This window comes from Streptomyces sp. H27-D2 (genome assembly GCF_035828615.1).
In the GTDB taxonomy this organism is placed as follows: domain Bacteria; phylum Actinomycetota; class Actinomycetes; order Streptomycetales; family Streptomycetaceae; genus Streptomyces.
This window is the reverse complement of sequence record NZ_JAYMZR010000066.1, coordinates 20,840-42,735: the sequence shown is the minus strand read 5'-3', so window position 1 is coordinate 42,735 and position 21,896 is coordinate 20,840. Positions and strand designations below refer to the sequence as shown.

Genomic DNA, 21,896 nt, shown 5'->3' with positions numbered 1-21,896 from the left:
TGCGGCGGGCGAGAGCGCCCACCACCCGGCGAGTCCGAACATGATGGAGGTCAGCAGGGTCGAGGGGCCACCGATGTCCGCGTAGAAGAAGTCGACGAACGTCCAGGTCAGCAGCCCGACGGCGGTCAGTCCGCAGTCGGCGGGGCGGCCCTGGCGGCGCGCGGCGCGCAGCCGTCGGAGCCCGAGCGCCAGCAGCGCCGCCCAGCTGCCGAAGACGGCGGTGACCCCGATCAGGCCCTGCTCGCTGAGGATGAGCAGATACATGTTGTGCGGGGAGAGCAGGGGTTCGCGCTGGAACTCCAGCCCGGCGCCCGCCGTGTCGCTCCCCGAGGACAGCCCGAGCGAGGCGTGTCCGTCCCGCTGCGCGGGGAAGCCCTTGAGGCCCACGCCCGTCACCGGTTCGTCGCGCCACATGCTCCGCGCCGCGGCCCACAGGCTGTACCGGTCGGTCACCGACCGGTCGGGGGCCGCCGCGACCTGGGTGATACTGCTCAGCCGCTGCCCGACCAGCGCCCGCAGCGCGAGCCGGGCGCCGGCGAGGACCAGCACGGCCGACGCCGCCACCGCCGTCGCGAGCCAGGCCCCGCGGCTGAACGACAGCGCGAGCGGCAGCAGCAGCAGCGACGCGCAGACCAGCGCGGCCGGCCGCAACCGGCGGGAGGAGTCCGCGGCCGACGGCAGGCCCAGTGCCAGCGCGATGATCAGGCCGTGCGCGACGACGGTCGCCATCCCCATCACGTCGAGCGGGCCGAAGGTGCCGACGGCCCGGATGTCCTGCCCTTCGTACGAGGCCCCGGTGCCGGTCGCGTACTGCTGGACGCCGAGGGCGCCCTGCACCACGGCGATGGCCAGGACGCCGCCCGCCACCACCATGAAGTCCCGCCGGGAGCGCAGCAGCAGCACCAGGGCGAGCGGGACGAGGACGAAGACCTGGAGGTAGCGGACGAAGCCAGGCAGGCTCGTCGCCGGATCGTTGGAGGTGGCGGTCGCCACGGCGAAGGCCACGGCCGGCGCGGCCAGCACCACGACCGCCCGCCCGGTCAGCAGCCGTGTCCGGGCGCGGACCACCGCGACCAGGCAGCACAGCACCAGGACCGCCGACCCCACGTCCGCCGGGGTGACGTGGACGGCCGCGGTGATGTCCTCGTGACCGGCCGGCCAGCACAGCAGCAGCACGGTGGCGACGGCGGGCAGCACCGGCCACCAGACGGCCGTCCTGGCCGCGGCGCGCCGGGCGGAGCGCTCGCCGGGCGGACGCCCACCGCCCCGCGCCCCGCGCACCGTCTGCTCGTCGGCCCGTACGGATTCCGGCTCCCGCCCGGCCGGCTCCCGCCCCACCGGTTCGGGCGCTGTCGGTTCGGGCGCTGTCGGCGCTGTGGGGTGAGGCATGTCAGCTGCCTCCGAACCGGAAGAGCGAACCGGCGGTGTGCAGCAGAATCCGTACGTCCTGCCACAGCGACCAGGTCTCGATGTAGTGGTTGTCGAACCGGGCCCGGTCCTCGATCGAGGTGTCGCCCCGCAGCCCGTTGACCTGTGCCAGCCCGGTGATCCCCACCGGCATCCGGTGCCGGCTGCCGTAGCCGGGGTGCGTCTGGCTGAACTGCCGGACGAAGAAGGGGCGTTCGGGCCGCGGGCCGACCAGGCTCATATCGCCGCGCAGCACGTTCCACAGCTGCGGCAGCTCGTCGAGGGAGGAGCGGCGCAGCAGGTGCCCCACGGTGCTCATCCGCCGGTCGCTGGCGACGTTCCACAGGGTCGCGGACTCGTGTTCGTCGGCGGGGCGCAGGGTGCGGAACTTGAGCACCACGAAGGGGCGGCCGGCCAAGCCGATACGTTCCTGCCGGAAGATCACCCCCGGCCCGTCGGCGAGCCGGACCGCGAGGGCGCAGGCCAGCAGGACCGGCGCGGCGGCCAGCAGCGCGAGCGCGGCGACCGCGATGTCCAGGACGCGTTTGCCCAGGATGCCGGGGCGGCGGCGGGGCGGCGCGTCGAGGCGGCGGCAGGCGAACCCCCAGAGGTGATCGGGTCCTTCGGGGCGCGGGAGCCCGGCGTGCCCGGCCGGGTCGCCGTTGACCAGCCAGACCGTGCAGCCCGCGTCCCAGAACAGCCGCATCAGCTCCGCCGTCTTCGGATCGCCCCAGGGCCCGCGGGTGAACACCACGCTGCGGACGGCGTTCTGGATGACCGCGCGGGTGACGTCCTCGGGCGATACGAGCACCGGCGCGGACAGCTCCGAGAGGGCCGGCCCGGAGCCGGCGTCGGACGCGCCGACCAGGCCGACCGGCCGCATGCCGTACTCGGGGTGCTCGTGCAGCACCGCGAAGACGTTCCTGGCGGCCTGGTCCGCGCCCACCACCAGCGCGGAGTACGGGCGCCGGCGTCTGCGCCGGCGCACCAGGTGATGAACCGCGCCGCGTCCCGCGCACGCCAGCAGCCCATGCGTGGCCACCGCGGCGAACAGCAGTCCGCCGCGGGGTTGCGCCGCGGGCAGGACGCCGACCAGCACGGCCGACGTCACGCACCAGGCGATCGCGCCGTGCCACAGCAGCCGGGGCGCGCCGTCGAGGGCGGACGCCGAGAGTCCGGGCCGGTACATCCCGCCGCGCGCGTTGAGCGCGACGAGCGTCAGCAGCAGCGGCCCGAGGGTGAGCGCGGCCCGGAGCGTGCCGCCCAGCGCGGTCGCGGCGACGGCGGCGGCCGCGCAGTCGGCGGCGATGTACGGCCCGGCGACATACCCGGGGCGCGGGATCCGCTGCCGGTGGAAGGGCCGCCGCAGCACCTGGAGCCCGCCCGGGCGGCGGGTGAAGGGGACCGGCGAGGCCGGCCGGGTCGTCGTCTTGGGAAGGGGCATGACCCGCCCGGGGTTGGGGACCTCTGCGTTCTCCGTGGTCATCGCCCGGTGCGCTCCCTGCGGTTGATGTGCGGGCCGACGCGATGGACGGCGCCGGGGCCGAGCAGTTCCCGGTACAGCTGCGAGACCGCGGCCGCCGTCTGTCGCACGTCGTATGTCGCGTGCGCGTGCCGCCGCGCCTGCTGTCCCAAGGTCTCGCGCAGCTCCGCGTCCGCCAGCAGGGCGGCCAGCGCCCGGGCGAGCGCCCCCGGATCGCCGGGCGGGACCAGGCAGACGGGCGCGTGCCGGTCGGGCAGGCTCTCGCGGGCGCCGCTGACGTCGCTGACCACGACCGGCCGGCCGCACGCCATCGCCTCCAGCGGCGACAGCGCCATGCCCTCCCAGCGGGACGGCTGCACCACCAGGTCCGCCGCGGTGTACCAGGGGACGGCGTCGCCGGTCCGGCCGGCGAAGACCACGCCCCGGGGCGCGGCGGCGCGCAGGGCCGCGGCCTGGGGTCCGTCGCCGACCAGCACCAGTCGGCTGCCGGGGACTTCGGCGGCGATCCGCGGCCAGGCGCGCAGCAGGACGTCCTGGCCCTTCTGCCGGCAGAGCCGGCCGACGCAGGCGACGAGCGGCGCCGTCGGCGAGATGCCGTACCGCTCGGACAGCCGCTCCCTGGCCAGCCGCCGCTCCCGCGCGCCGACCGGCCGGAAGCGGGCGGTGTCGACGCCGTTGTGGATCACGCTCCAGCGGCCGGGCACCCCGGAGCGCCGGCCGTGCAGCCGTTCGTCCTCGCTGACGCACAGCACGCAGCAGGCCCAGCGGGCGGCGAACCGCTCCCAGCGCAGGGCCAGTTCGGCGACTAGGCCGCCGACGGCGTCGAAGGACCAGGCGTGCGGCTGGTAGACGGTCGGGATGCGGCCGCGTACGACCAGCCGGCCGGCCAGCCCGGCCTTGGCGCTGTGCGCGTGCACCAGGTCGGGGCCCGCGCGCCGGACGATCCGCGCCAGCCGCGCGGCCTCGCGCGGCAGCCGTACGCCCGGTTCGCGGCCCGCGGGCCAGTCCAGCACTTCGGCGCCGGCCGCGGCGGCGGCCTCGCCGAGCATCCCGCCGGGCGGGCAGGCGACCACCGCCCTCACCCCCGACTCCGACTGGCTGCGCACCAGGTCGGTGACGACTCTGGCGACGCCGCCGTCGACGGGCTGGGAGATATGCAGCACCGTCAGCCGGTGTTCCGCACGCTCGCGTTGCAACAAGTCCAGCTCCCCACACGCGAACCGATGGACCCCGACCCACGCCGCGGTCGGTGCGTCCCGGGAAGACCCGCGCAGCCCGTCTCGGGGCTCCGCAAGCTCGACCGGCCCAGACGATGTCAGACAAACCTCTCAAAACGTACATGCCGCGCTCTATCGCACCGTCAGGAAGTCCGCCATTCGGCGCAAGGTGCGGCACGCCGACAATCCCACTTGCACGATTATCGGCATGCGAATTGCTAGCTTCTCGTCTCGGGCGACGCTATGAACAATTCAGCCGATTCAGGCCGTCGCCGCAATGAATTCTGATCGAGACAGCACTGCGGGAGTGCCCCTGATGGCGTCACCGAGACCTGCTCCACAGCTGACCGAGGAATCCACCGCACCTATCGCTGCTCCGGTTTACGACTACGAGCGCTACAGCCAATTGGCGGGTCCGCTCACCGAACCGAGTCCGGAATTCCCCTATCGGGTGCGCTACCGCAGCCTGCTCGCGCAGGAGCCGCACCGGATCCGGGCGGCCCTCCTGCTCTGCGCCGCGCCGCTCTTCTCGGCGGTGCTGCTGGTATGGCTGCTGCGACCGGAGCACTGGGTGCACCGGCAATACGTTTCCGGCTGGGAAACAGCCGCCGACACCACGATGCTGGTCTCCATCGGGCTGATCGAAGCGTTCCGGCTGTTCACCGTCGTATCCAACGCGCACGCCACCCTGGTGGCCCGCGACCCGGTCCCGGTGAACGCGCGGCCGGGCACCCGGGTGGCCTTCCTCACCAGCTTCGTTCCCTCCAAGGAGCCGATCGGGATGGTCCGGGCCACGCTGACCGCGGCCACCCGCATCCGGCACGCGGGCCACCTCGACGTCTGGCTGCTCGACGAGGGCGACGACGCGGCGGCCAAGGAGCTGTGCGCGGAACTGGGGGTCCGGCACTTCTCCCGCAAGGGCGTGGACCGCTGGAACCAGCCGAAGGGCCCGTTCCGGGCCAGGACCAAGCACGGCAATTACAACGCCTGGCTGGACCGGCACGGCGACGCCTATGAATTCATGGCCTGCGTCGACACCGACCATGTCCCGCTGCCCAACTACCTGGAACGCATGCTGGGTTACTTCCGCGACCCCGATATCGCCTTCGTCGTCGGCCCGCAGGTCTACGGAAACTACGACTCGCCGGTCACCAAGGCCGCCGAAAGCCAGCAATTCCTGTTCCACGCCCTGATCCAGCGCGCGGGAAACGCCTACGGCGGAGCCATGTTCGTCGGCACCAACAACGCCGTCCGGGTCAGCGCCCTCAAAAGCATCGGCGGCCTGTACGACTCCATCACCGAGGATATGGCCACCGGTTTCGAACTCCACCGCCACCGCAATCCGGCCACCGGCGCGAAGTGGCGCTCGACGTACACCCCGGACGTGCTGGCCGTCGGCGAGGGCCCCAGCGCGTGGACCGACTTCTTCACCCAGCAAATGCGCTGGAGCCGCGGCACCTACGAGACGGTGCTCAAGCAGTTCTGGCGCGGAACGTTCTCGCTCTCCCCCGGGAAACTGCTCAACTACTCGCTGATGGTGGCCTACTACCCGATGACCGCGCTCAACTGGGTGCTGTCCGCCCTGTCCTGCGCGCTCTTCCTGGTCCTGGGCGCCTCCGGGATCCAGATCTCCTCGGAGATCTGGCTGATGCTCTACAGCGACGCCGCCGCGCTGCAGATCGGGCTGTACGTCTGGAACCGCCGGCACAACGTCAGCCCGCACGAGCCGCGGGGCTCCTCCGGCGCGGCCGGCATGCTGCTCTCCGCGCTCTCCGCGCCGATCTACGCCAAGTCCCTGCTTGACGCGGTGCTGCGGCGCAAGAGCCGGTTCGTGGTCACCCCCAAGGGTGACTCCACGAGCCCCGACCGGGTGGCCACCTTCCGCATCCATCTGCTGTGGGCCGCGTTCTTCGGCGGCTCGCTGATCGCCTCGTTCTTCCTCGGCCACACCCATGTCGCGATGCGCACCTGGACCGTGGTCGCGCTCGCCGTCTGCCTGGCCCCGCCGGCCATCTGGTACGCCGGGCTGCTCCGCCCGCGCAAGGCGCCGCCCGCCGCGCCGCCGGTGCCGCCCGCCCGCAACGACACCTCCAGCGCCGCCTCCGCAGAGAAGGATCCCCTGTGCGCCATCTGATCAGCCCACGTGTCCGCACCGCCGCCGTCACCACCACGGCGATGGTCGTGCTCGCCGGCCTCAACGCCCCCGCGGCGATCAGCTACGCCGAGCGGACCTACCACGCGTACAAGATCGACCAGCCGGGGTACACCGCCCGCCTCGGCCACTGGGACCTGCTCTCGGTCCCGGAGAAGTACCGGGTCAGCGCCATCCACGCCGCGCTGCTGCGCACCGGCAAGGTGCTGCTCATCGCGGGTTCGGGCAACGACGAGAAGGGGTTCGCCGCCGGCACCTTCAAGACACTGCTGTGGGATCCGGCCAACGACACCTTCAAAACGGTGCCCACCCCCGAGGACCTGTTCTGCTCCGGCCACGCCCAACTCCCCGGCGGCCGGCTGCTGGTCGCCGGCGGCACCGCCCGCTACGAGATCATGGCGGACCAGGTCGAGCGCGCCGCCGGCCCGATGCTGGTGAAGAACGAGTCCCCGAAGAGCCCGCGCACCTTCTCCCGCGGCACCGTCTTCCACTCCCCCGACGGCCGCGAGTACCGCTCCGTACGCAGCTTCACCGTGCCCGCCGCCACGAAGACCAAGACCAAAGGTAAGGGCAAGCACAAGCGCGTCAAGGTCAAGATCGTGGCCGGCGAGGTCCGCGCCTTCGTCGAGGCGGTGAAGAAGGGCCGCGACCAGACCCGCTCGCGGCCCGCCCAGTACCGCATCGACGGCCTCCACGGCCCCGACGGGCAGAACGTGTACGGCCTGGCCCAGGCCATGACCATGGACCAGCAGGACTACCAGGGCACCAACGCCGCCTACGAGTTCGACCCCCGGGCGGAACGGTACGTCCCCGTCGACCCGATGGCCGAGAGCCGCTGGTACCCGACCCTGGTCACCCTGGAGGACGGCCGGGTGCTCGCGGTGTCCGGGCTCGACGACATCGGCCAGATCATCGACGGGAAGAACGAGATCTACGACCCCAAGACCAAGAAGTGGTCCAAGGGCCCCAAGCGCTACTTCCCGACCTACCCCGCGCTCTTCCTGACCCAGGGCGGCAAGCTCTTCTACTCCGGGTCCAACAGCGGCTACGGACCGGCCGAACGCGGACGGCAACCGGGCCTGTGGAACCCGCGCAGCAACACCTTCGCACCCGTCCCCGGGCTGAAGGACCCCGACGAGCTGGAGACCTCGGCCTCCGTCCTGCTGCCTCCGGCGCAGGACCAGAAGGTGATGGTGCTGGGCGGCGGCGGCGTCGGCGAGTCGAAAAGGTCCTCGCCGCGCACCGCCGTCGTGGACCTCAAGCAGGACCTCAAGCAGGACCCCGGGAAAGCCACCGGGAAAGACCTCGGCAAGGCGCCCCGCTTCACGGACGGCCCCGACCTGCCGCAGGGCACCCGCTACCTGAACAGCGTGATCATGCCCGACGACACCGTCTTCACCAGCGGCGGCTCCGCCGACTACCGGGGCCGCGGCGGCAGCGACGTCCACAAGGCACAGGTCTACTCGCCCCGGACCAACAGCTTCAGCCCGGCGGCCGAGCCCGTGGTGGGCCGCAACTACCACTCCTCAGCACTGCTGCTGCCGGACGGCCGGGTCGCCACCTTCGGCTCCGACCCGCTGTACGCCGACGGGGAGAACACCCAGCCCGGCGACTTCGAGCAGCGAATCGAGATCTACACCCCGCCCTACCTCTACCGGAAGTCACGCCCGGTGCTGGGCAGCGGCCCCGCCGAGGTGAACCGGGGCGAGCGCGCGACGTACGCGGTGCGCTCCCGCGGGAAGATCGCCGCGGCGCGGCTGATGCGGCCCAGCGCGGTGACCCACACCACCGACGTCGAGCAGCGCTCCATCGACCTGCACGTCGAGGCGCGCGGGCGCTCGGTGCGGGTGTCGGTCCCCAAGGACCCCTCGCTGGTGCCGCGCGGCTGGTACATGCTTTTCGTCACCGACGCCAACGGCACGCCCTCCAAGGCGAAGTGGGTGCACGTGCCCTGACGCCCCCTCACCCCCCGGCCGACTGGGCGAGCCCCAGTGCGTACTGCGCCCACCACTGGCCCGCCGGGGGGCCGCCGTTGCACGGCCCGTCCGACTCGCCGGGGCGCTTGATCCACAAGAAGGCGTCCGCCTTCTCGAATCCGGTGCGGGTGGTCGGCCGCTCGCCCAGCTTCCGGCCGGGGGGATTGCACCACTCCCGCTCGCTCGCCCGGTCGACGGCCCTGGTCTCGGGGTCGACGGGGCCATTGCCGTTGCGGCTGGTGTCGACGAGGTAGTGCGCGCCGCCGAGTGCCTCGGAGAGCTGGTCCCCGTACGTCATCGAGATCCGGGTCGACTGGAAGTTCGACACGTTCAGCGCGAAGCCGTCGGCCTGGGCGACGCCGCTCAGCCGGAGCGCCTCCGCGAGCCGGGCGCGGTCCTTGACCCAGCCCGAGTGCCCCGCGTCCAGATAGACCCGCGTCGCCGGCAGTGCCGACAGCGTGACGACCGCTTCCTTCAGCAGACCCAGCCGCTCCGCCCGCAGCCCCTCCGGGACGCAGCCTTCCACCGCCTGTGCGACGGCATCGGGTTCGAGCACGACGATCGCTTTTCGGCCCTCGATTCCGGACGCGAATTCCTTGACCCATTTCCGGTAGCCGTCCGCGCCCGCCGCGCCGCCCGCGGAGTGGCTGCCGCAATCACGATACGGAATGTGATAGGCGACCAGCACCGGAGTTTTCCCGGCGCGGGCCGCGGATTCCGTGATGTGCCGTGCCCGAATTCCGGGCGCGTCCCCGATCCATTCCGCGATCGGCTGGTCCGCGAGCCACTGCAACGCCACCGCGTCACCGTCCCGTCCCTGCTGCCGCCATTGCAGGACCTGCTGCGCAGCGGGGGTTTCCGGATTCACCCAGAGCTCCGCGTCCGTGTGCGGCGTCTTGCTCCCGATGAGGTAGCAGCCGCTCAGCGACAGTCCCAGCGCGGCGCACAGCGCCATGGTCCGTGAATAGCGCGCAATGGTTCTCCCGGTACGTTCCCCGGCCATCCAAGCCTCCTTCTCGTCCCGTGTAACCACCCCACTCTCACCCATGCACGGACAATTCAGTCCAACCCTGCACGCACTTCCACGCCCGACAGGCCCAATTGGGTGACATGTGCACCCTCGGCAAATGCGAATCGTTGAGAAGAGTGCCGCATCCACATTCCCGAGAGGAAAATTATGAAGAACCGAGTCGCCAAGGCCGCCGCACTGACCCTCGCCGGCTGTGCCCTCAGCGTGGGTGCCGCCGGTACTGTTTCCGCGCATGACAACCCGAGTGGCGCGTCCGCCTCGGCTGCCGCGATCGGCTCCCCCGGCGTGCTCAGCGGCAACATCGTCCAGATCCCCATCCACATCCCGGTCAACCTGTGCGGCAACAGCGTCAACGCGATCGGCTTGTTGAACCCGGCGATCGGCAACACCTGCGTCAACCGCTGATTCACCACCGCAGAGGGCCGGGTCGTCGGAGCGTCCCCCTCCGACGGCCCGGCCCGCTGGCGTCGGCTGCGGCGTCTCCGGCTGATCCGCGTCGCCGCAGGTCAGAGCCTTGTTATCGAAGATGACAACGGACACCGATGCAGCCTTTGCCGATCTGCGCGAGGTGCGCTTCACTGCGAGGGCCGAAGGTCAAAGGTCGAACGCTGGATCGGGGAGGCGCACCGCCATGAGCGCACGCAAGGGGCACGGTCACGGCCGCGGAACGGCCGCGGACGGAGCCGCCGGACACCCGGCCGGCAACGGCCACCACGGGGCCGGCGGGCACGCCGGGCACGCGCACGGCGTGTCGGTGGACGCCGACCGGCGCTGGCTGGCCATCGCGCTCGCCCTGATCACCTCGTTCATGGCCGTCGAGGTCGTCGTCGGCCTCATCGCCGGCTCCCTCGCGCTGCTCTCCGACGCGGCGCACATGCTCACCGACGCCGCCTCGATCGTGCTCGCGCTGATAGCCATGCGGCTCGCGGCCCGGCCGGCCCGCGGCGGCTTCACCTACGGTCTCAAGCGCGCCGAGATACTCTCCGCGCAGGCCAACGGCCTCACCCTGCTGTTGCTCGGCGCCTGGCTCGGCTACGAAGCCGTCCACCGGCTGATCGACCCGCCGGCCGTGCAAGGCGGCCTGATGCTGGTCACCGCCCTGGCCGGGATCGTGGTCAACCTCGCGGCGGCCTGGTGCATCTCCAAGGCCAACCGCTCCTCGCTCAACGTCGAGGGCACCTACCAGCACATCCTCAACGACCTGTTCGCTTTCATCGGCACCGCCGCGGCCGGACTGATCGTGGTGACCACCGGCTTCGCCCGCGCCGACGCCATCGCGACGCTGCTGGTCGTGGTGCTGATGGCCAAGGCCGGTTACGGCCTGGTCCGCGACTCCGGCCGGATCTTCCTCGAAGCGGCCCCCGCCGAGCTCGACCCCGACGAGATCGGCGATCTGCTGGCCGGCCGGCCCTCGGTCACCGAGATCCACGATCTGCACGTCTGGACGATCACCTCCGGGCAGTCCGCGCTCTCCGCGCATGTCCTGGTCACCCCCGAGAGCGCCTGCCACACCGTGCGCCGCGAGTTGGAGGAAATGCTCCGCGCCGACTACGCGATCACCCACACCACGCTGCAGGTCGACCACTCCCCCGCGCGGCTGCTGAGCGTCGCGGGTCCGGGCGGCGCGGTCGTGGAACCGTCGCACTGCGAGGACCCGCACGGGCCGGTGCACAGCGCCGGGCCGCACGACCACTGAGGCGACGCCGCCGCCGGGCCGCGGCACGGTCCGGCGTCCGTTCCCGTGCCCCCGGGGGAAGTACGGGCGCACGGGAGGGGACACGCAAGATATCGGCGGTACCGATTGAGGCCGCGAAAGAGTACCCCCGGGCCGTACCGCGTCGACCGAATCCGGCACTAGCCTCCGAGTACTTCGAAGTACGTCACGCAGCGGAAGGCGGGGCAGTGGCCGAGGCATCGGTGGGCGCTCAGGACCGGTCGGCTGGCGGAGCCGACGGAGCCGACGACGTACTCGTCGACGAGCGCGACGGCGTACTGGTGATACGGCTCAACCGGCCCCGCGTACGCAACGCCCTGACCCGCGGCACCGCCGAGCGGCTGGCCGCCGCCCTCGACGAGCTGGACGCCCGGCCCGACATCAGCGTCGGCGTGCTGGGCGGCGAGGGCCGCTGCTTCTGCGCCGGCATGGACCTGTCCGCCTTCGCGCGCGGCGAGCGCGCCTCCCTCCCCGGCCGCGGCTTCGGCGGTCTCACCGAGGCGCCGCCCGTCAAGCCGCTCATCGCGGCCGTCGAGGGCGCGGCCGTCGGCGGCGGCCTTGAACTCGTCCTCGCCTGCGACCTGGTGGTGGCCGCCTCCGACGCCGTGTTCAGCCTGCCCGAGGTCCGCAGGGGCCTGGCCGCGGCCGCGGGCGGCCTGCTGCGACTGCCCCGCGCGATCCCGCCCAACATCGCCATGGAGATGGCGCTCACCGGCGAGCCCATCAGCGCACAGCGCGCGTACGACTTCGGATTGGTGAACCGGCTGGCCCTGCCCGGCACGGCGATCGACGCCGCTTACGAGTTGGCCAAGACGATCGCGGCGAACACCGGACGCTCGGTCGCGGCGTCCAAGCAGGTGCTCGCGGGCGCCCGTGACCGGCGGTTGGCCGACGAATTCCACAGGCAGCGGGAGGTGCTCGCACCGCTCCTGGAATCGGCCACTGCCCGGGAAGGCGCCAAGGCATTCGTGGACGGTCGTGCTGCTGGCCGGAGCGGCGGTCAGCCGCCGGCCGCGGGAAGGCCGTAGAACGGACTCGGCTGCTCCGAACACCCGCTCTGGCCCGGCGCCCCCGCTTGCGAGGAGTACTTGCGGAACAGCTCGCGCCGGCCGCTCACCCCCAGTTTGCGCAGGACACTGCTGACTTGATTCTTTATGGTCTGATGCGCCAGCGAGAGCTCTTCGGCTATCTCCTCGTTGGTGTAGCGGCGCAGTACCAGACCGAACACCTCCTCCTCACGGCGCGTCATGGCGGTCAGCACGTCATTGGTCACCGGCCGGGTGTCGATCGGGCCGCCGTCCTTGCCGTCCAGCACCCATAGGCGCTGGCCCAGGAAGGTCTTCTCGACCGCCTCGACGACCTCGTCGTATCCGACGCTCTTGTGCAGATAGCTGTCGGTCCCCGCGGAGATGGCGGCGACCACCGCGCCGGGCGAGCTGTCACCGGTGAACACCAGTACCCTCGGCGCGCGTTGCAAGGTCTTCACCCGCCTGCACAGCTCGATCCCGTTGATGCCGCTGTCGAACTCGAGTTCCAGCACGATCACATCGGGGGGCTGGGTCTTGATGCTGTTCCACGCCTCCTCGGCCGAGGCGGCTTCAGCCGTCCATGCGGCTCGCGATTTCAGCAGTGACGTCAACGCGTAACGAACTACGGGATGATTGTCCACCGCAAGTACACTCAACATTGACATGGATGACCCCTCAGAAGCAGTACATCGGCCGTCACCGGTAACCCCACAGCGATAGTCCGCATTTCACATTTCACGGATACGCGACAGAGGAGGGAAATGGCAGAGGGAGAGTGAGCACTCAGACTGGTCATGGGGTGAGGTCCGGACGGGCGGGTCATCCCCGCGCCCGGAGGAGGCAGGCCGGTCACGCGCTGCCTCTGCTCCGCTTTATCCCGCACGCTCGCGACAGTAACGCGATCGCCCTGCTATAGCGGTCTGCGAGCACCAGAATCAGCCATTCCCCCTTTTACCGGCATGCCCATCATTTGACCGGGCAACTAGAGAATGTCATCGGCGCCGGGCCCGGGACAGTCCCTCATCGTACTTTGTACGATAGCTCGTACAGTACTGCGAGTACCGCATCGTGACCAGACCCGAAGGCGGCCCGCCCGGCCCCTGGTCCGGACCGCAGAGGCTCACAACGCCCCCTCCCGGCGGCTGACCAGCGGTTCCGCGACTCGCTCCAGGCGATCTTCGGCAGCGGCGAAAGGGCCGCCGCCGCGACCGTGGCGAACGCAGTGAGCCGGGGACCGTCCCGGATGGGAGGGTCCCCGGCTCACCACGGTACTGGGAGTGTCGGAGTCACGCGTTCCGGCAGCCGCTCGGCGCGGGCCGGAACGGTCGGCTCACTCGGTCGGCTTGCGGTACACCGAGACCGAGTTGAGGCTGTCGAAGGTGAACCGCTCCTGGTGCCAGCCTCCCCAGCGCCCCTCCAGTTCGAGTCCGGCCAGCCGGCCCATCAGGTCCTGCTCCGGCGGCCAGGCGAAGCGCATCGTGGCGGCGATGATGCGGTTGCCCTTCTCGCTGACGATCACATCGGTGCGGTTGATCGTCTGCGTCGTCGGGTCGACCGTGTTCATCTCGAACCACGCCATGCTCGGGTGCCCGGCCAGCCGGCCGGAGACCCGGAAGGGCGCCGTGGTGTCGAAGTCGTTGTACCGGCCGCGCTGATAATTCGTCAGGTCGGGCACGATGTTCTGCACCACGAGCCGACCGCCCGGGTTGAGGTGGGCGGCGCTGTTCGCGAAGCAGCGCACCTGGTCCTCCTGCGTGGTCAGGACGAACAGGGTGGCCAGCGCGATGAAGATGACGTCGTAGTCCTCCTTGACGTCCACATCGGCGAAGTTGCCCTCGTATATCCCGATCTTGTCGCCGCCCTCCTTCTCCCGCAGCTTGCGGATCATGCCGGGCGAGGCGTCGATGCCGCTGACCTTGACGCCGCGTTCGGCCAGCGGCAGGGCCACCCGGCCGGTGCCGATGCCGAGTTCGAGCGCGGTGCCGCCGTTGGCGAGCTCGGCCAGGAAGTCCGCGGCCTCCTCGGCGTCGTCGCGGCGGTCGTTCGGGGTCCAGCTGTCCCAGATGTCGGCGTAGCGGTCCCATTCGGCCGCCGCCTCTTCCTGGACCTGCCGGCTGGTCTTCTGCGTGCCGGTCATGCCATCACTCGCTTTCATCCCATGGCCTTCGCGAATCCGGATTCCGGGTGACGCCCGGCTTTCACATCGGTGATCGCCCCGTCGAGGGCCTCTACGATCTCCGCCACGTCGGCTTCGGTGACGACGAGCGGAGGCATGAGCATCAGGTTGGGCGCCACCCGCAGGCTGGAGCTCAGGACGCCCCGGCTCTCCAGCGCCAGCCGGAGTTTGTTGGCGGCGCTCGGGGCCCAGGGGGCGCCGTCCTCGTCCCCGAACTCCAGGCCGCACATGAGCCCTTGGCAGCGGATGGCGGTGATCTCCGGGTGCCGGGCCTGGAGTTTGCCCAGTCCGGTGACGAGGTCGGCCGACCGCTGCCGCACGTTCTCGAGTACGCCGTCCTTGGTGAGGACGTCGATGACGGCGAGGGCGGCGGCCGCGGCCACCGCGTGGCCGTCATTCGTCGAGCCGACGCTGAGCGCGAACTCGCCCGTGGTGTTGTCGTGCAGTTGCTGGTACAGCCGGTCGTGGATGGCCACCGCGGACATCGGGACGTACCCGGAGGTGATTCCCTTGCCGAGGGTGATGATGTCCGGGGTGACCTCGGGGATCTGCTCGGCGCGGGTGAACGCGCCGACCCGGCCCATGCCGGTGACGATCTCGTCGAAGATCAGGTGGATGTCGTGGGCGCGGCAGAACCGGGCGAGCGAGCCCAGGTACTCGTTGGACAGGATGTGCCCGCCCTCGCCGATGATGGGCTCGACGATCACCGCGGTGACCCGCTCGGGGCCGAACTCGCTGATCGCGCGCTCCATCTCGCTGACCCCGTCGGCGTTCGGGGAGGAGAACGGACCGGGCGCGTGGTGGATGCCGGGCAGCATCGGGCCGGTGTGGTGGTGCAGGTACGACACGCCGGTCACCATGCCGGCGCCGGGGCCCTGGCCGTGGAAGCCGTCCCACATCGCGAAGACCGCCGAGCGCTCCGGGTGTCCGTGCCGCAGCCGCAGGAAGCGGGAGAGCTGGACGGCGGTCTCCACCGCCTGCGCGCCGTTGCTGGCGAACCTGATCCAGTCGATGCCGTCCGGCAATTGGGCGACCAGCGCGTTGGCGCACTCGTGCGTGACCTCCGCGGGCCGGCCGTAGCCGTAGCTGTTGGCGAACGGCAGCCGGTCGATCTGGTTCTTGATGGCCTCCTTCACCCGCTGGTTGCTGTAGCCGAGCGTGGTGTTCCACAACCCGGACCGGCCGTCCAGGTACCACCGCCCGCCGGCGTCGCGCACCCGTACGCCCTCGGCCTCGGTCAGCATGTCCTCGGGGGCGAGCGCCTTGAGATAGGGGCGTGGCACTCCGCTGTTCCACATCGAATACTGCGCGGGGTTGATCACGGCAGGTTCCTCCAACTAGTAGGTATTCACCACGGGCGCCGCCGCCGGGGCCGGCCCGGACGGGCTAGTGCCCCTCCCGGCCGAGCAGGCGCGCCGCGTTGCCGTGGAGCCAGTCGTGCGTGACCTCCTCACCGAGGCCCAGGTCCGCCACTTCCCGCACGATGGTTCCCACGGGCACGGAGTGGACCCAGGTCGCGGAGCCGAACATCACCTTGCGGCGCAGGGTGGTCCGGCCGTAGAGGAGCAGCGGCTCCCATCCCGAGCCCGGCCGGGCCATCCAGCTCGGCCGGTGCGACGAGAACTCCAGGTGGACATTGCGGTGCTGCTGGGCGATGGCGATCATCTCCAGCACCCACGGCCAGGCGGCGTGGCCCGCCACGACCTGGAGCCTCGGGTGGCGTCCCGCGATCCAGTCGACGTTGCGCGGGTGCGATACCTCGGCGGGCCGGCGGGAGAAGTGATGGCCGGTGTGCACCCAGATCGGCATGCCCAGGTCCTCGGCGGCCCCGTAGACCTGGTCGTAGCGCGGTTCGCGGGGGTCGGTCCCCTGCCAGAACGGGGTGATGGCCAGGCCCCGCATGCCCAGCGCGTGGCAGCGTCCGATCTCGGCGACGGCCGCGCGCGGGTCGGACAGGTCGATGCCGGCCCAGGCCGTCATCCGGTCCGGCGCGCGGGCGGCGAGGGCGGCGACTCTGGTGTTGACGTTGTCGCCGTCCGCGGTGACGTCCGAGATGCCCATGACCACTTGGTGGGCGATCCCGTCGCGGTCCATGCCTGCGAGGTGGTCCGCGAGGTCGATCCGTGCCGGGCGCCCGGCAACCAGCAGGCCGATGGCGGCTTCCTGGTCGCCCCGGTCACCGTCGCCGAGGATCTTGCGGTACTCCGCGTGGTCCACGCCGAAGACGCTGGTCAGGTGCCGGCCGAAGGCGTGCAGATACGAGGGGGCCTGCGCGCCCAGGGCACGGAAGTAGGTCCGCCAGGACTCCCGGTCGTGGACCAGGGCGCACATGTCGACGGCGCCTCGCAGGCCCGTCACCGCAGCCGCTCCCGCTTGACCTCGACGCCGGCGGCGCTGCGGTCCCAGGTGTCCGCGCCGACGCCCTGTTCGCGCAGGTCCGCCTTGAGCACCTTGCCGGTGGGTGTCTGGGGAAGTTCCGGCAGCGTGCGCAGGTAGCGCGGGATCATGAAGTGGGCCAGCCGGGGGCGCAGGAACTCGATCAGCTCGGCGGGCTCCACCGTCCCGCCGGGGACCGGCGCCACGACGGCGAGGATCTCGTCCTCGGCGTACTCGCTGGGGACGGCCACCACCGCCGCCTGGGCCACCGAGGGGTGCGCGAGGATCTCGGCCTCGACCTCGACCGAGGAGATGTTCTCGCCCCGGCGCCGGATGGCGTCCTTGATCCGGTCGACGAAGAAGTAGTCGCCGGACGCCTCCCGGTAGAGGGCGTCGCCGGTGTGGAACCAGCCGTTGCGCCAGGCCCGGACGGTGGCCTCGGGCATGGCCTGATACCCGTGGAACATCGACCACGGCCGGTCCGCCCTGACGATCAGCTCGCCCGCCGTGCCGTCCGGCACGTCGAGGTCGTGCTCGTCGACCACCCGGCACTGCACGCCGGGGCGCGGCCGTCCGCAGGAGCCGACCCGGTCCGGGTTGAGTTCGGAGACCAGCGGGGCCGAGGTCTCGGACATGTTGAAGCCCGTGTAGACGTCCACGCCGTACCGCCGCCCGAACTCCAGCGCCTCGCGGGTCAGCGGCATCACGCAGGCGGCGCGCAGCGTGTGCTCGCGGTCGTCCGGGCCGGCCGGCAGTCCGACCAGGAAGTCGGTCATCGCACCGATCAGGGTGCACATGGTCACCCGCGTCTTGCGGACCACGTCCCAGAACTCGTGGGTGTCGAAGCCCTCCACCACCGCGATGGAGCCGCCGCAGAAGAGCATGCAGTACGCGACCTCGGTGCCCCCGCCGTGGAACAGCGGCAGGTTGAGCAGATAGCGGTCCTCCGGCACCAGTTCGTCGTCGGTCAGCGAGGTCACCGTCGAGTAGTGGTGGACGTAGGAGACCAGGACGCCCTTGGAGGGCCCGGTCGTGCCCGACGTGTAGATCACGGCCATGGTGTCCCATGGCTCGACCGGGTCGGCGGGAGGGCTGAAGTCGGCCGCGTCGCCGTCCAGCGCCTCAGGGCCCAGGAACCGCGGGGCGCGCGGCGCTCCGGTTTCGGGCGCTCCGTGCTCCGTCGCGTCGCCGAGGACGATCACCTGCTCGACGCCGCCGGGGTCGACGCCGGTGAGCCGCTGGGCCAGCCGGCCGTGCGCCACCAGCAGCCGGGAGCCGGAGTTGGCGATGACGTGCTCCAACAGCCGCCCCCGGTAGGCGGTGTTGAGCGGCACATGCACGCCGCCGAGCAGGTTGACGCCGAACCAGACGCGCAGCGCGTCCCGCCCGTTGGGCAGCCAGCTCAGGACGGCGTCGCCCCGGCGTACGCCCTGCCGGTGCAGCGCGACGGCTGTCCCGGCGGCGGCCTCGTACGCCTCGCGGTAGGTCCAACTGCCGCCGTCCTCGAAGACGGCGTAGACCCGGGCGGGGTGCGCCCGCGCGCGCTCGGCGAGCAGTGAGCCGACCACGCACTGCTCCCGCGAGGGCACTCGGGGGTCTCCCGGGGGCAGAACCACGTCTGCCGGCAGCGTCATCGCGTCTCTCCGTAGAGGTCGATGAGATGGCCCCCGGACGTGTCGTAGCTCCTCATCTCCCGGAGGTACAGCTCCCAATTGGCCACCGTCTGGGCGCTCTTGCTCACCGGGCGGACCGGGATGATGGGGCCGACGCTGACCGTCGACGGCCGGGTGACCACCCACAGCACGACGTCCGCGATGTCCGCGGGGGAGAGCAGTTCGTCCTCGGGGACGCCGAGCGATGCGGGCGACTGCGCCAGGTCGGTGCGCACCCAGCCGGGGCAGATGCCGACGGCCCGGACGCCGAGGTGGCGGTTCTCCAGGTCGATCTGCGCGGTGAGCGCGTTCAGCGCCCGCTTGGTGATGGAGTACGGGGCCGACCACTCGGCCTGGAGCAGGCTGCCCTCCGAGCTGATGTTGACGACCCAGCCGTAGCCGCGCTCGCGCATCCCGGGCAGCACCGCCCGGCTCAGCAGGAAGGGCACGTCGAGGTTGAGCCGGAACGCCTGCGCCCAGTGCCGGGGCGCGGTGTCGTGGATGGGGCCGGTGCGGGCCAGCGCGGCGTTGTTCACCAGGATGTCGACGGGGCCCAGCGCCGCCTCAGCGGCGTCCACCGCCCGCTGCGGGACGTTCTCGTCCGCGAGGTCGGCGACGTACGCCAGGGTGCGCACCCCGTGGGCGCTCACCGCCGCGTCCACCTTGGTGAGTTCGGCTTCCCTGCGGGCCACCAGGGCCACGTCCGCCCCGGCGGCGGCGAGCGCCTCGGCTATTCCCGCCCCGATGCCCGACGACGCCCCGGCGACCAGCGCCACCTTGCCTTCCAGCGGCCTGCTCGCGCTCACGATCGGCCTCCCTTCTCGTCACGGTCCGGTGTGTGGCTGTACGGATCTTCGGCGGGCGGCCCGTCGGTCGGCGGCCCGTCGGCGGCGCGTGCGCCGCCGAGCGCGGGCAGTCCGAGCAGGCTGTATCCGCCGCCGTCCGCGCGGAGTTGGGCGCCGGTGAGGCCGTCGGCCGCCGGGCTGAGGAGGTAGCAGATCATCGCGGCGATCTCCCCCGGCTCGCTCATCCGGCCGGTCGGGACCAGCCGCAGCGTGGACTCCAGGAAGGCGGGGTTGGTGACGTCGGTCATCGGCGTGCGGACGAAGCCCGGCAGTACGCAGTTGGCTCTGACCCGGTGCCGGGCCGCGGTGGTGGCCAGGTGCGAGGTGTAGCGGGCCATGGCGGCCTTGCTGATGCCGTAACTCGCCAGGTTGGCGACGGGCGCGCTGACCGCCGCGAGCGAGGAGACGGCGGCCACCGCGCCGGGGCGGCGCTCGCCGGACCAGCGCTCCACCAGCGCGTCGCACGCGGCGGCGTAGGAGAGCGAGTTGAGCGCGAGCAGCCGCTCACGGTGCGCGGAGTTGTCGCCGGGACCGTCGAAGGACACCACGCCGGCCGCGTAGGCGAGGCCGTCGATGCCACCCGCGGCGTCCCACGCCTCCTTGATCAGCTCGGGCACCCTGGCAGGGACGGACAGGTCGGCCGGCAGCGCCCAGGCCCGCCGGCCCAGCGCGCGGACCTCCTCGGCCAGCCGCTCCAGCTCCGGCCTGCGGCGGGCGACCAGGACCACGTCGGCGCCCCGGGCCGCGGCCTCGCGGGCGATGCTCGCGCCGATCCCGCTGCTGGCCCCGGTGACCAGCAGCACCCGTCCGCCCAAGCCGAACGGGTCGGGGCCGTCCGCCTCGACGGGCTCCGGTTCGCGCCGGCCGCCCGACGCCTTGCCGGGCTTGGCCGGCCGGGGCATCGGGACGAAGCCGGCGTCCAGGCCGCCGTCGAGCGGGAAGGTCTCGCCTGCCACGTTCTCGAAGCCACGGGAGGCCAGCAGCCGTAGGACCGACGCCAGTTCGGCGGGCCGCACCGGGCGGCGGCTGATCAGATGCCGGAGCAGTTCCTCCTCGGCCGCGGCGTCCAACTCATGGCCCAGGAAGGGCGCGTAGCCCACCCGTACGGTGTTGACCAGCACCCCGCGAGCCGCGCACCGCTTGGCCAGGTGCTGCCACCAGGCGAGGTCGGCGGCGCGCCGGGCGGCCAGGTCGGGGTCGGCGTCGTCGTGGATGTGCGGCGAGGCGTCGGTCACCAGCACCGCGCGGCCGAAGCCGCGCGCCGACATGGCCTCCAGCACCCGGGCCACCCGCTCGCGCGGCAGCGGCGCCGAGTCGCGGGGGGCGCCCAGCGCCTCGTTGCCGATCGCGACGACACAGTAGACATCCGGGGCGGACTCCCCGCCGGGCGAGGCGTCCGGGGCGGGCTCCCCGCCGCGCACCTCCATCCCGTACCGCTGCCAGGCGCGGGCGACGGCCCGGCCGGCCGGGGCGTCCGGGTCGCCTTCGAGGAGCACGCCGGGGCCGACCGGGCGCAGGGACTCGGTGTCGATCACGGTCTCAGGCATCCGCGCCGCCCAGCAGGATCGCGCTGGCGACGGACCCGATGGTGTAGTTGAGACTGAGCGCGCGCTCGATGCGCAGCGGCGCGGTCCGGTGGCCGGGTACCGGGTCGAAGGTGCACAGCGCCGCGGGGATCTCGCAGTTGGCCGTCGGGGCCACCTGACCGTGGTTCATCATGAGCAGCGTGGCCGCGACGCCGATGTTGCCCAGCGGCGCTCCGCTGTGGCCGAAGCAGCCTTCCTGGACGGTGACCGGCAGTCCGGCGGACCGCTCGCCGAAGAGTGTGGAGATGATTTCGGCCTCCATGGCGTTGAACGCCCGGTCGCCGGTGGCGCCGCCGTTCACGTAGTCGATCTCGTCGGGGGTGACCCGGCCTTCCATGCAGAGCCGGGCGGCGCGCACCGCCGCCGTGCCCTTGCCGTCGATGGCCAGGTTGGACTGGGCGTTGCGGCTCGTGGACTGGCCGAAGATCCGCCCGTAGCCGCCCCGGCCGCGGCGCTCGGCGTGTTCGCGGCTCTCCACGATCATCGTCACCGCGCCGTTGCCGTAGTTCAGCCCCGCGGCCCGCTCGTCGTAGGGGCGCATCGGCTCGTCGACCAGCGTCGCGGTCTGCGGCTCCAGCGAGGTCACCGAGCGCTCCTCCAGCGCCGCGTACTGCCGCAGCCGGTCGTAGCGCCAGTAGTCCGCGCCGGTGACCAGCACGATGTCCGCCTCGCCCGCCACGATCATCCGAGCCGCGTTGCCCAGCAGCACCGAGGAGGAGGCGCAGCCGCAGGACAGCGTGTAGCTGGGGCCTGTGGTGCGCAGCAGTCCCGCCTGGGTGGCCTCCACGTCGGAGAGCACGGCGTTGAGGACGTTGCGGAAGAGCAGCGCGCGGGCCTGCTGGGGCGTGGTGCGCTCGGTGTCGGCGAGCAGCACCGGCAGGTACGAGTCGAGGACCAGGTCGGCGCTGCCGTTTCTGGCGACGAGCAGGGCCGCGTCGGTGAGGTCGCCCGCCCGCCAGTCGAAGCCGGCGTCGGCGCAGGCCTCCAGGAGGGCCAGCAGTCCGTAGAAATGGAGGTCCGAATATTTTTCGAGATAGCGCTCCGGTATCTCCGGGAGCTTCTCCTGGATATCTTTCTCGACGATGCTCACATTGCCGAAATAGCAGCCGTCATCCTGCTTCAGGAAAGACTTTCCGCCCGCGATGACATCCCAGAACTGCTGTGTGGTCGCCGTCATGCCGTCCGGTCCGGGGAGGCAGAATCCCATTCCCGTCACCAGGGCGTCCCGCGGGCCCCTTGCTGTGCTCACCTCGG

The 21,896-nt window shown here is 71.7% G+C and carries 17 protein-coding genes; 5 read left to right on the top strand and 12 right to left on the bottom strand.

What is annotated here, in order from left to right:
• From QMK28_RS23400 to QMK28_RS23390, 3 genes are all read right to left on the bottom strand, one after another.
• Window positions 1-1,389, bottom strand: a 1,389-nt coding sequence (locus QMK28_RS23400; RefSeq protein WP_326441175.1) for an O-antigen ligase family protein, incomplete at its 3' end; no start/stop codon positions are given.
• Between the two features lies 1 nt (window position 1,390).
• Window positions 1,391-2,893: an exopolysaccharide biosynthesis polyprenyl glycosylphosphotransferase gene (locus QMK28_RS23395; protein ID WP_326441173.1), complete on the bottom strand. Its 1,503-nt coding sequence runs from the start codon at window positions 2,891-2,893 to the stop codon at window positions 1,391-1,393.
• Window positions 2,890-4,089, bottom strand: a complete 1,200-nt coding sequence (locus QMK28_RS23390; RefSeq protein WP_326441171.1) for a glycosyltransferase — start codon at window positions 4,087-4,089, stop codon at window positions 2,890-2,892. Before QMK28_RS23390 ends, QMK28_RS23395 begins: the two co-directional genes overlap by 4 nt.
• 334 nt (window positions 4,090-4,423) lie before the next feature.
• On the opposite strand from QMK28_RS23390, the gene QMK28_RS23385 reads away from it, so the two are divergent.
• On the top strand, window positions 4,424-6,241 hold the full coding sequence (locus tag QMK28_RS23385) for a glycosyltransferase family 2 protein (protein ID WP_326441169.1): 1,818 nt from the start codon (window positions 4,424-4,426) through the stop codon (window positions 6,239-6,241).
• Window positions 6,229-8,214, top strand: a complete 1,986-nt coding sequence (locus QMK28_RS23380; protein WP_443050800.1) for a galactose oxidase-like domain-containing protein — start codon at window positions 6,229-6,231, stop codon at window positions 8,212-8,214. The genes QMK28_RS23385 and QMK28_RS23380 overlap by 13 nt, the downstream gene beginning before the upstream one ends.
• 7 nt (window positions 8,215-8,221) lie before the next feature.
• Here QMK28_RS23380 and QMK28_RS23375 read toward each other — a convergent pair whose 3' ends face one another.
• Entirely contained in the window at window positions 8,222-9,238 is a 1,017-nt protein-coding gene (locus tag QMK28_RS23375; RefSeq protein ID WP_326441167.1) for a glycoside hydrolase family 6 protein, read from the bottom strand.
• Window positions 9,239-9,412: 174 nt separating this feature from the next.
• Between QMK28_RS23375 and QMK28_RS23370 the strand changes: the two genes are divergently transcribed.
• From QMK28_RS23370 to QMK28_RS23360, 3 genes are all read left to right on the top strand, one after another.
• Window positions 9,413-9,670, top strand: a complete 258-nt coding sequence (locus tag QMK28_RS23370; RefSeq protein ID WP_326441165.1) for a chaplin — start codon at window positions 9,413-9,415, stop codon at window positions 9,668-9,670.
• A 226-nt stretch (window positions 9,671-9,896) separates the two neighbouring features.
• Entirely contained in the window at window positions 9,897-10,961 is a 1,065-nt protein-coding gene (locus QMK28_RS23365; RefSeq protein WP_326441163.1) for a cation diffusion facilitator family transporter, read from the top strand.
• Window positions 10,962-11,167: 206 nt separating this feature from the next.
• Window positions 11,168-12,007 (top strand): crotonase/enoyl-CoA hydratase family protein, encoded by an 840-nt coding sequence (locus QMK28_RS23360; protein WP_326441161.1) that lies wholly within the window; start codon window positions 11,168-11,170, stop codon window positions 12,005-12,007.
• On the opposite strand, the gene QMK28_RS23355 is transcribed toward QMK28_RS23360, so the two are convergent.
• From QMK28_RS23355 to QMK28_RS23320, 8 genes are all read right to left on the bottom strand, one after another.
• Window positions 11,980-12,648, bottom strand: coding sequence for a response regulator transcription factor (locus QMK28_RS23355; RefSeq protein ID WP_326441159.1), 669 nt, complete (start codon window positions 12,646-12,648; stop codon window positions 11,980-11,982). The genes QMK28_RS23360 and QMK28_RS23355 overlap by 28 nt on opposite strands.
• A gap of 689 nt (window positions 12,649-13,337) precedes the next feature.
• A complete protein-coding gene (locus QMK28_RS23350) occupies window positions 13,338-14,144 on the bottom strand; it encodes a class I SAM-dependent DNA methyltransferase (RefSeq protein WP_326441157.1) in 807 nt (268 codons plus the stop codon).
• A gap of 14 nt (window positions 14,145-14,158) precedes the next feature.
• Window positions 14,159-15,505 carry an aminotransferase family protein gene (locus QMK28_RS23345; protein ID WP_326441155.1) on the bottom strand — a complete coding sequence of 449 codons (1,347 nt, stop codon included), beginning with the start codon at window positions 15,503-15,505 and terminating at the stop codon, window positions 14,159-14,161.
• Window positions 15,506-15,569: 64 nt separating this feature from the next.
• A complete protein-coding gene (locus QMK28_RS23340) occupies window positions 15,570-16,541 on the bottom strand; it encodes an amidohydrolase family protein (protein ID WP_326441153.1) in 972 nt (323 codons plus the stop codon).
• Window positions 16,538-18,193, bottom strand: coding sequence for an AMP-binding protein (locus QMK28_RS23335; protein WP_326441152.1), 1,656 nt, complete (start codon window positions 18,191-18,193; stop codon window positions 16,538-16,540). Before QMK28_RS23335 ends, QMK28_RS23340 begins: the two co-directional genes overlap by 4 nt.
• Window positions 18,190-19,017: an SDR family oxidoreductase gene (locus QMK28_RS23330; protein WP_326441150.1), complete on the bottom strand. Its 828-nt coding sequence runs from the start codon at window positions 19,015-19,017 to the stop codon at window positions 18,190-18,192. Before QMK28_RS23330 ends, QMK28_RS23335 begins: the two co-directional genes overlap by 4 nt.
• A complete protein-coding gene (locus QMK28_RS23325; RefSeq protein WP_326441148.1) occupies window positions 19,014-20,603 on the bottom strand; it encodes an SDR family NAD(P)-dependent oxidoreductase in 1,590 nt (529 codons plus the stop codon). The genes QMK28_RS23330 and QMK28_RS23325 overlap by 4 nt, the downstream gene beginning before the upstream one ends.
• The gene (locus QMK28_RS23320) at window positions 20,596-21,891 is read right to left on the bottom strand and encodes a beta-ketoacyl synthase N-terminal-like domain-containing protein (protein WP_326441146.1); all 1,296 of its coding nucleotides are present in this window, start codon (window positions 21,889-21,891) and stop codon (window positions 20,596-20,598) included. Before QMK28_RS23320 ends, QMK28_RS23325 begins: the two co-directional genes overlap by 8 nt.
• Window positions 21,892-21,896: the final 5 nt, after the last annotated feature.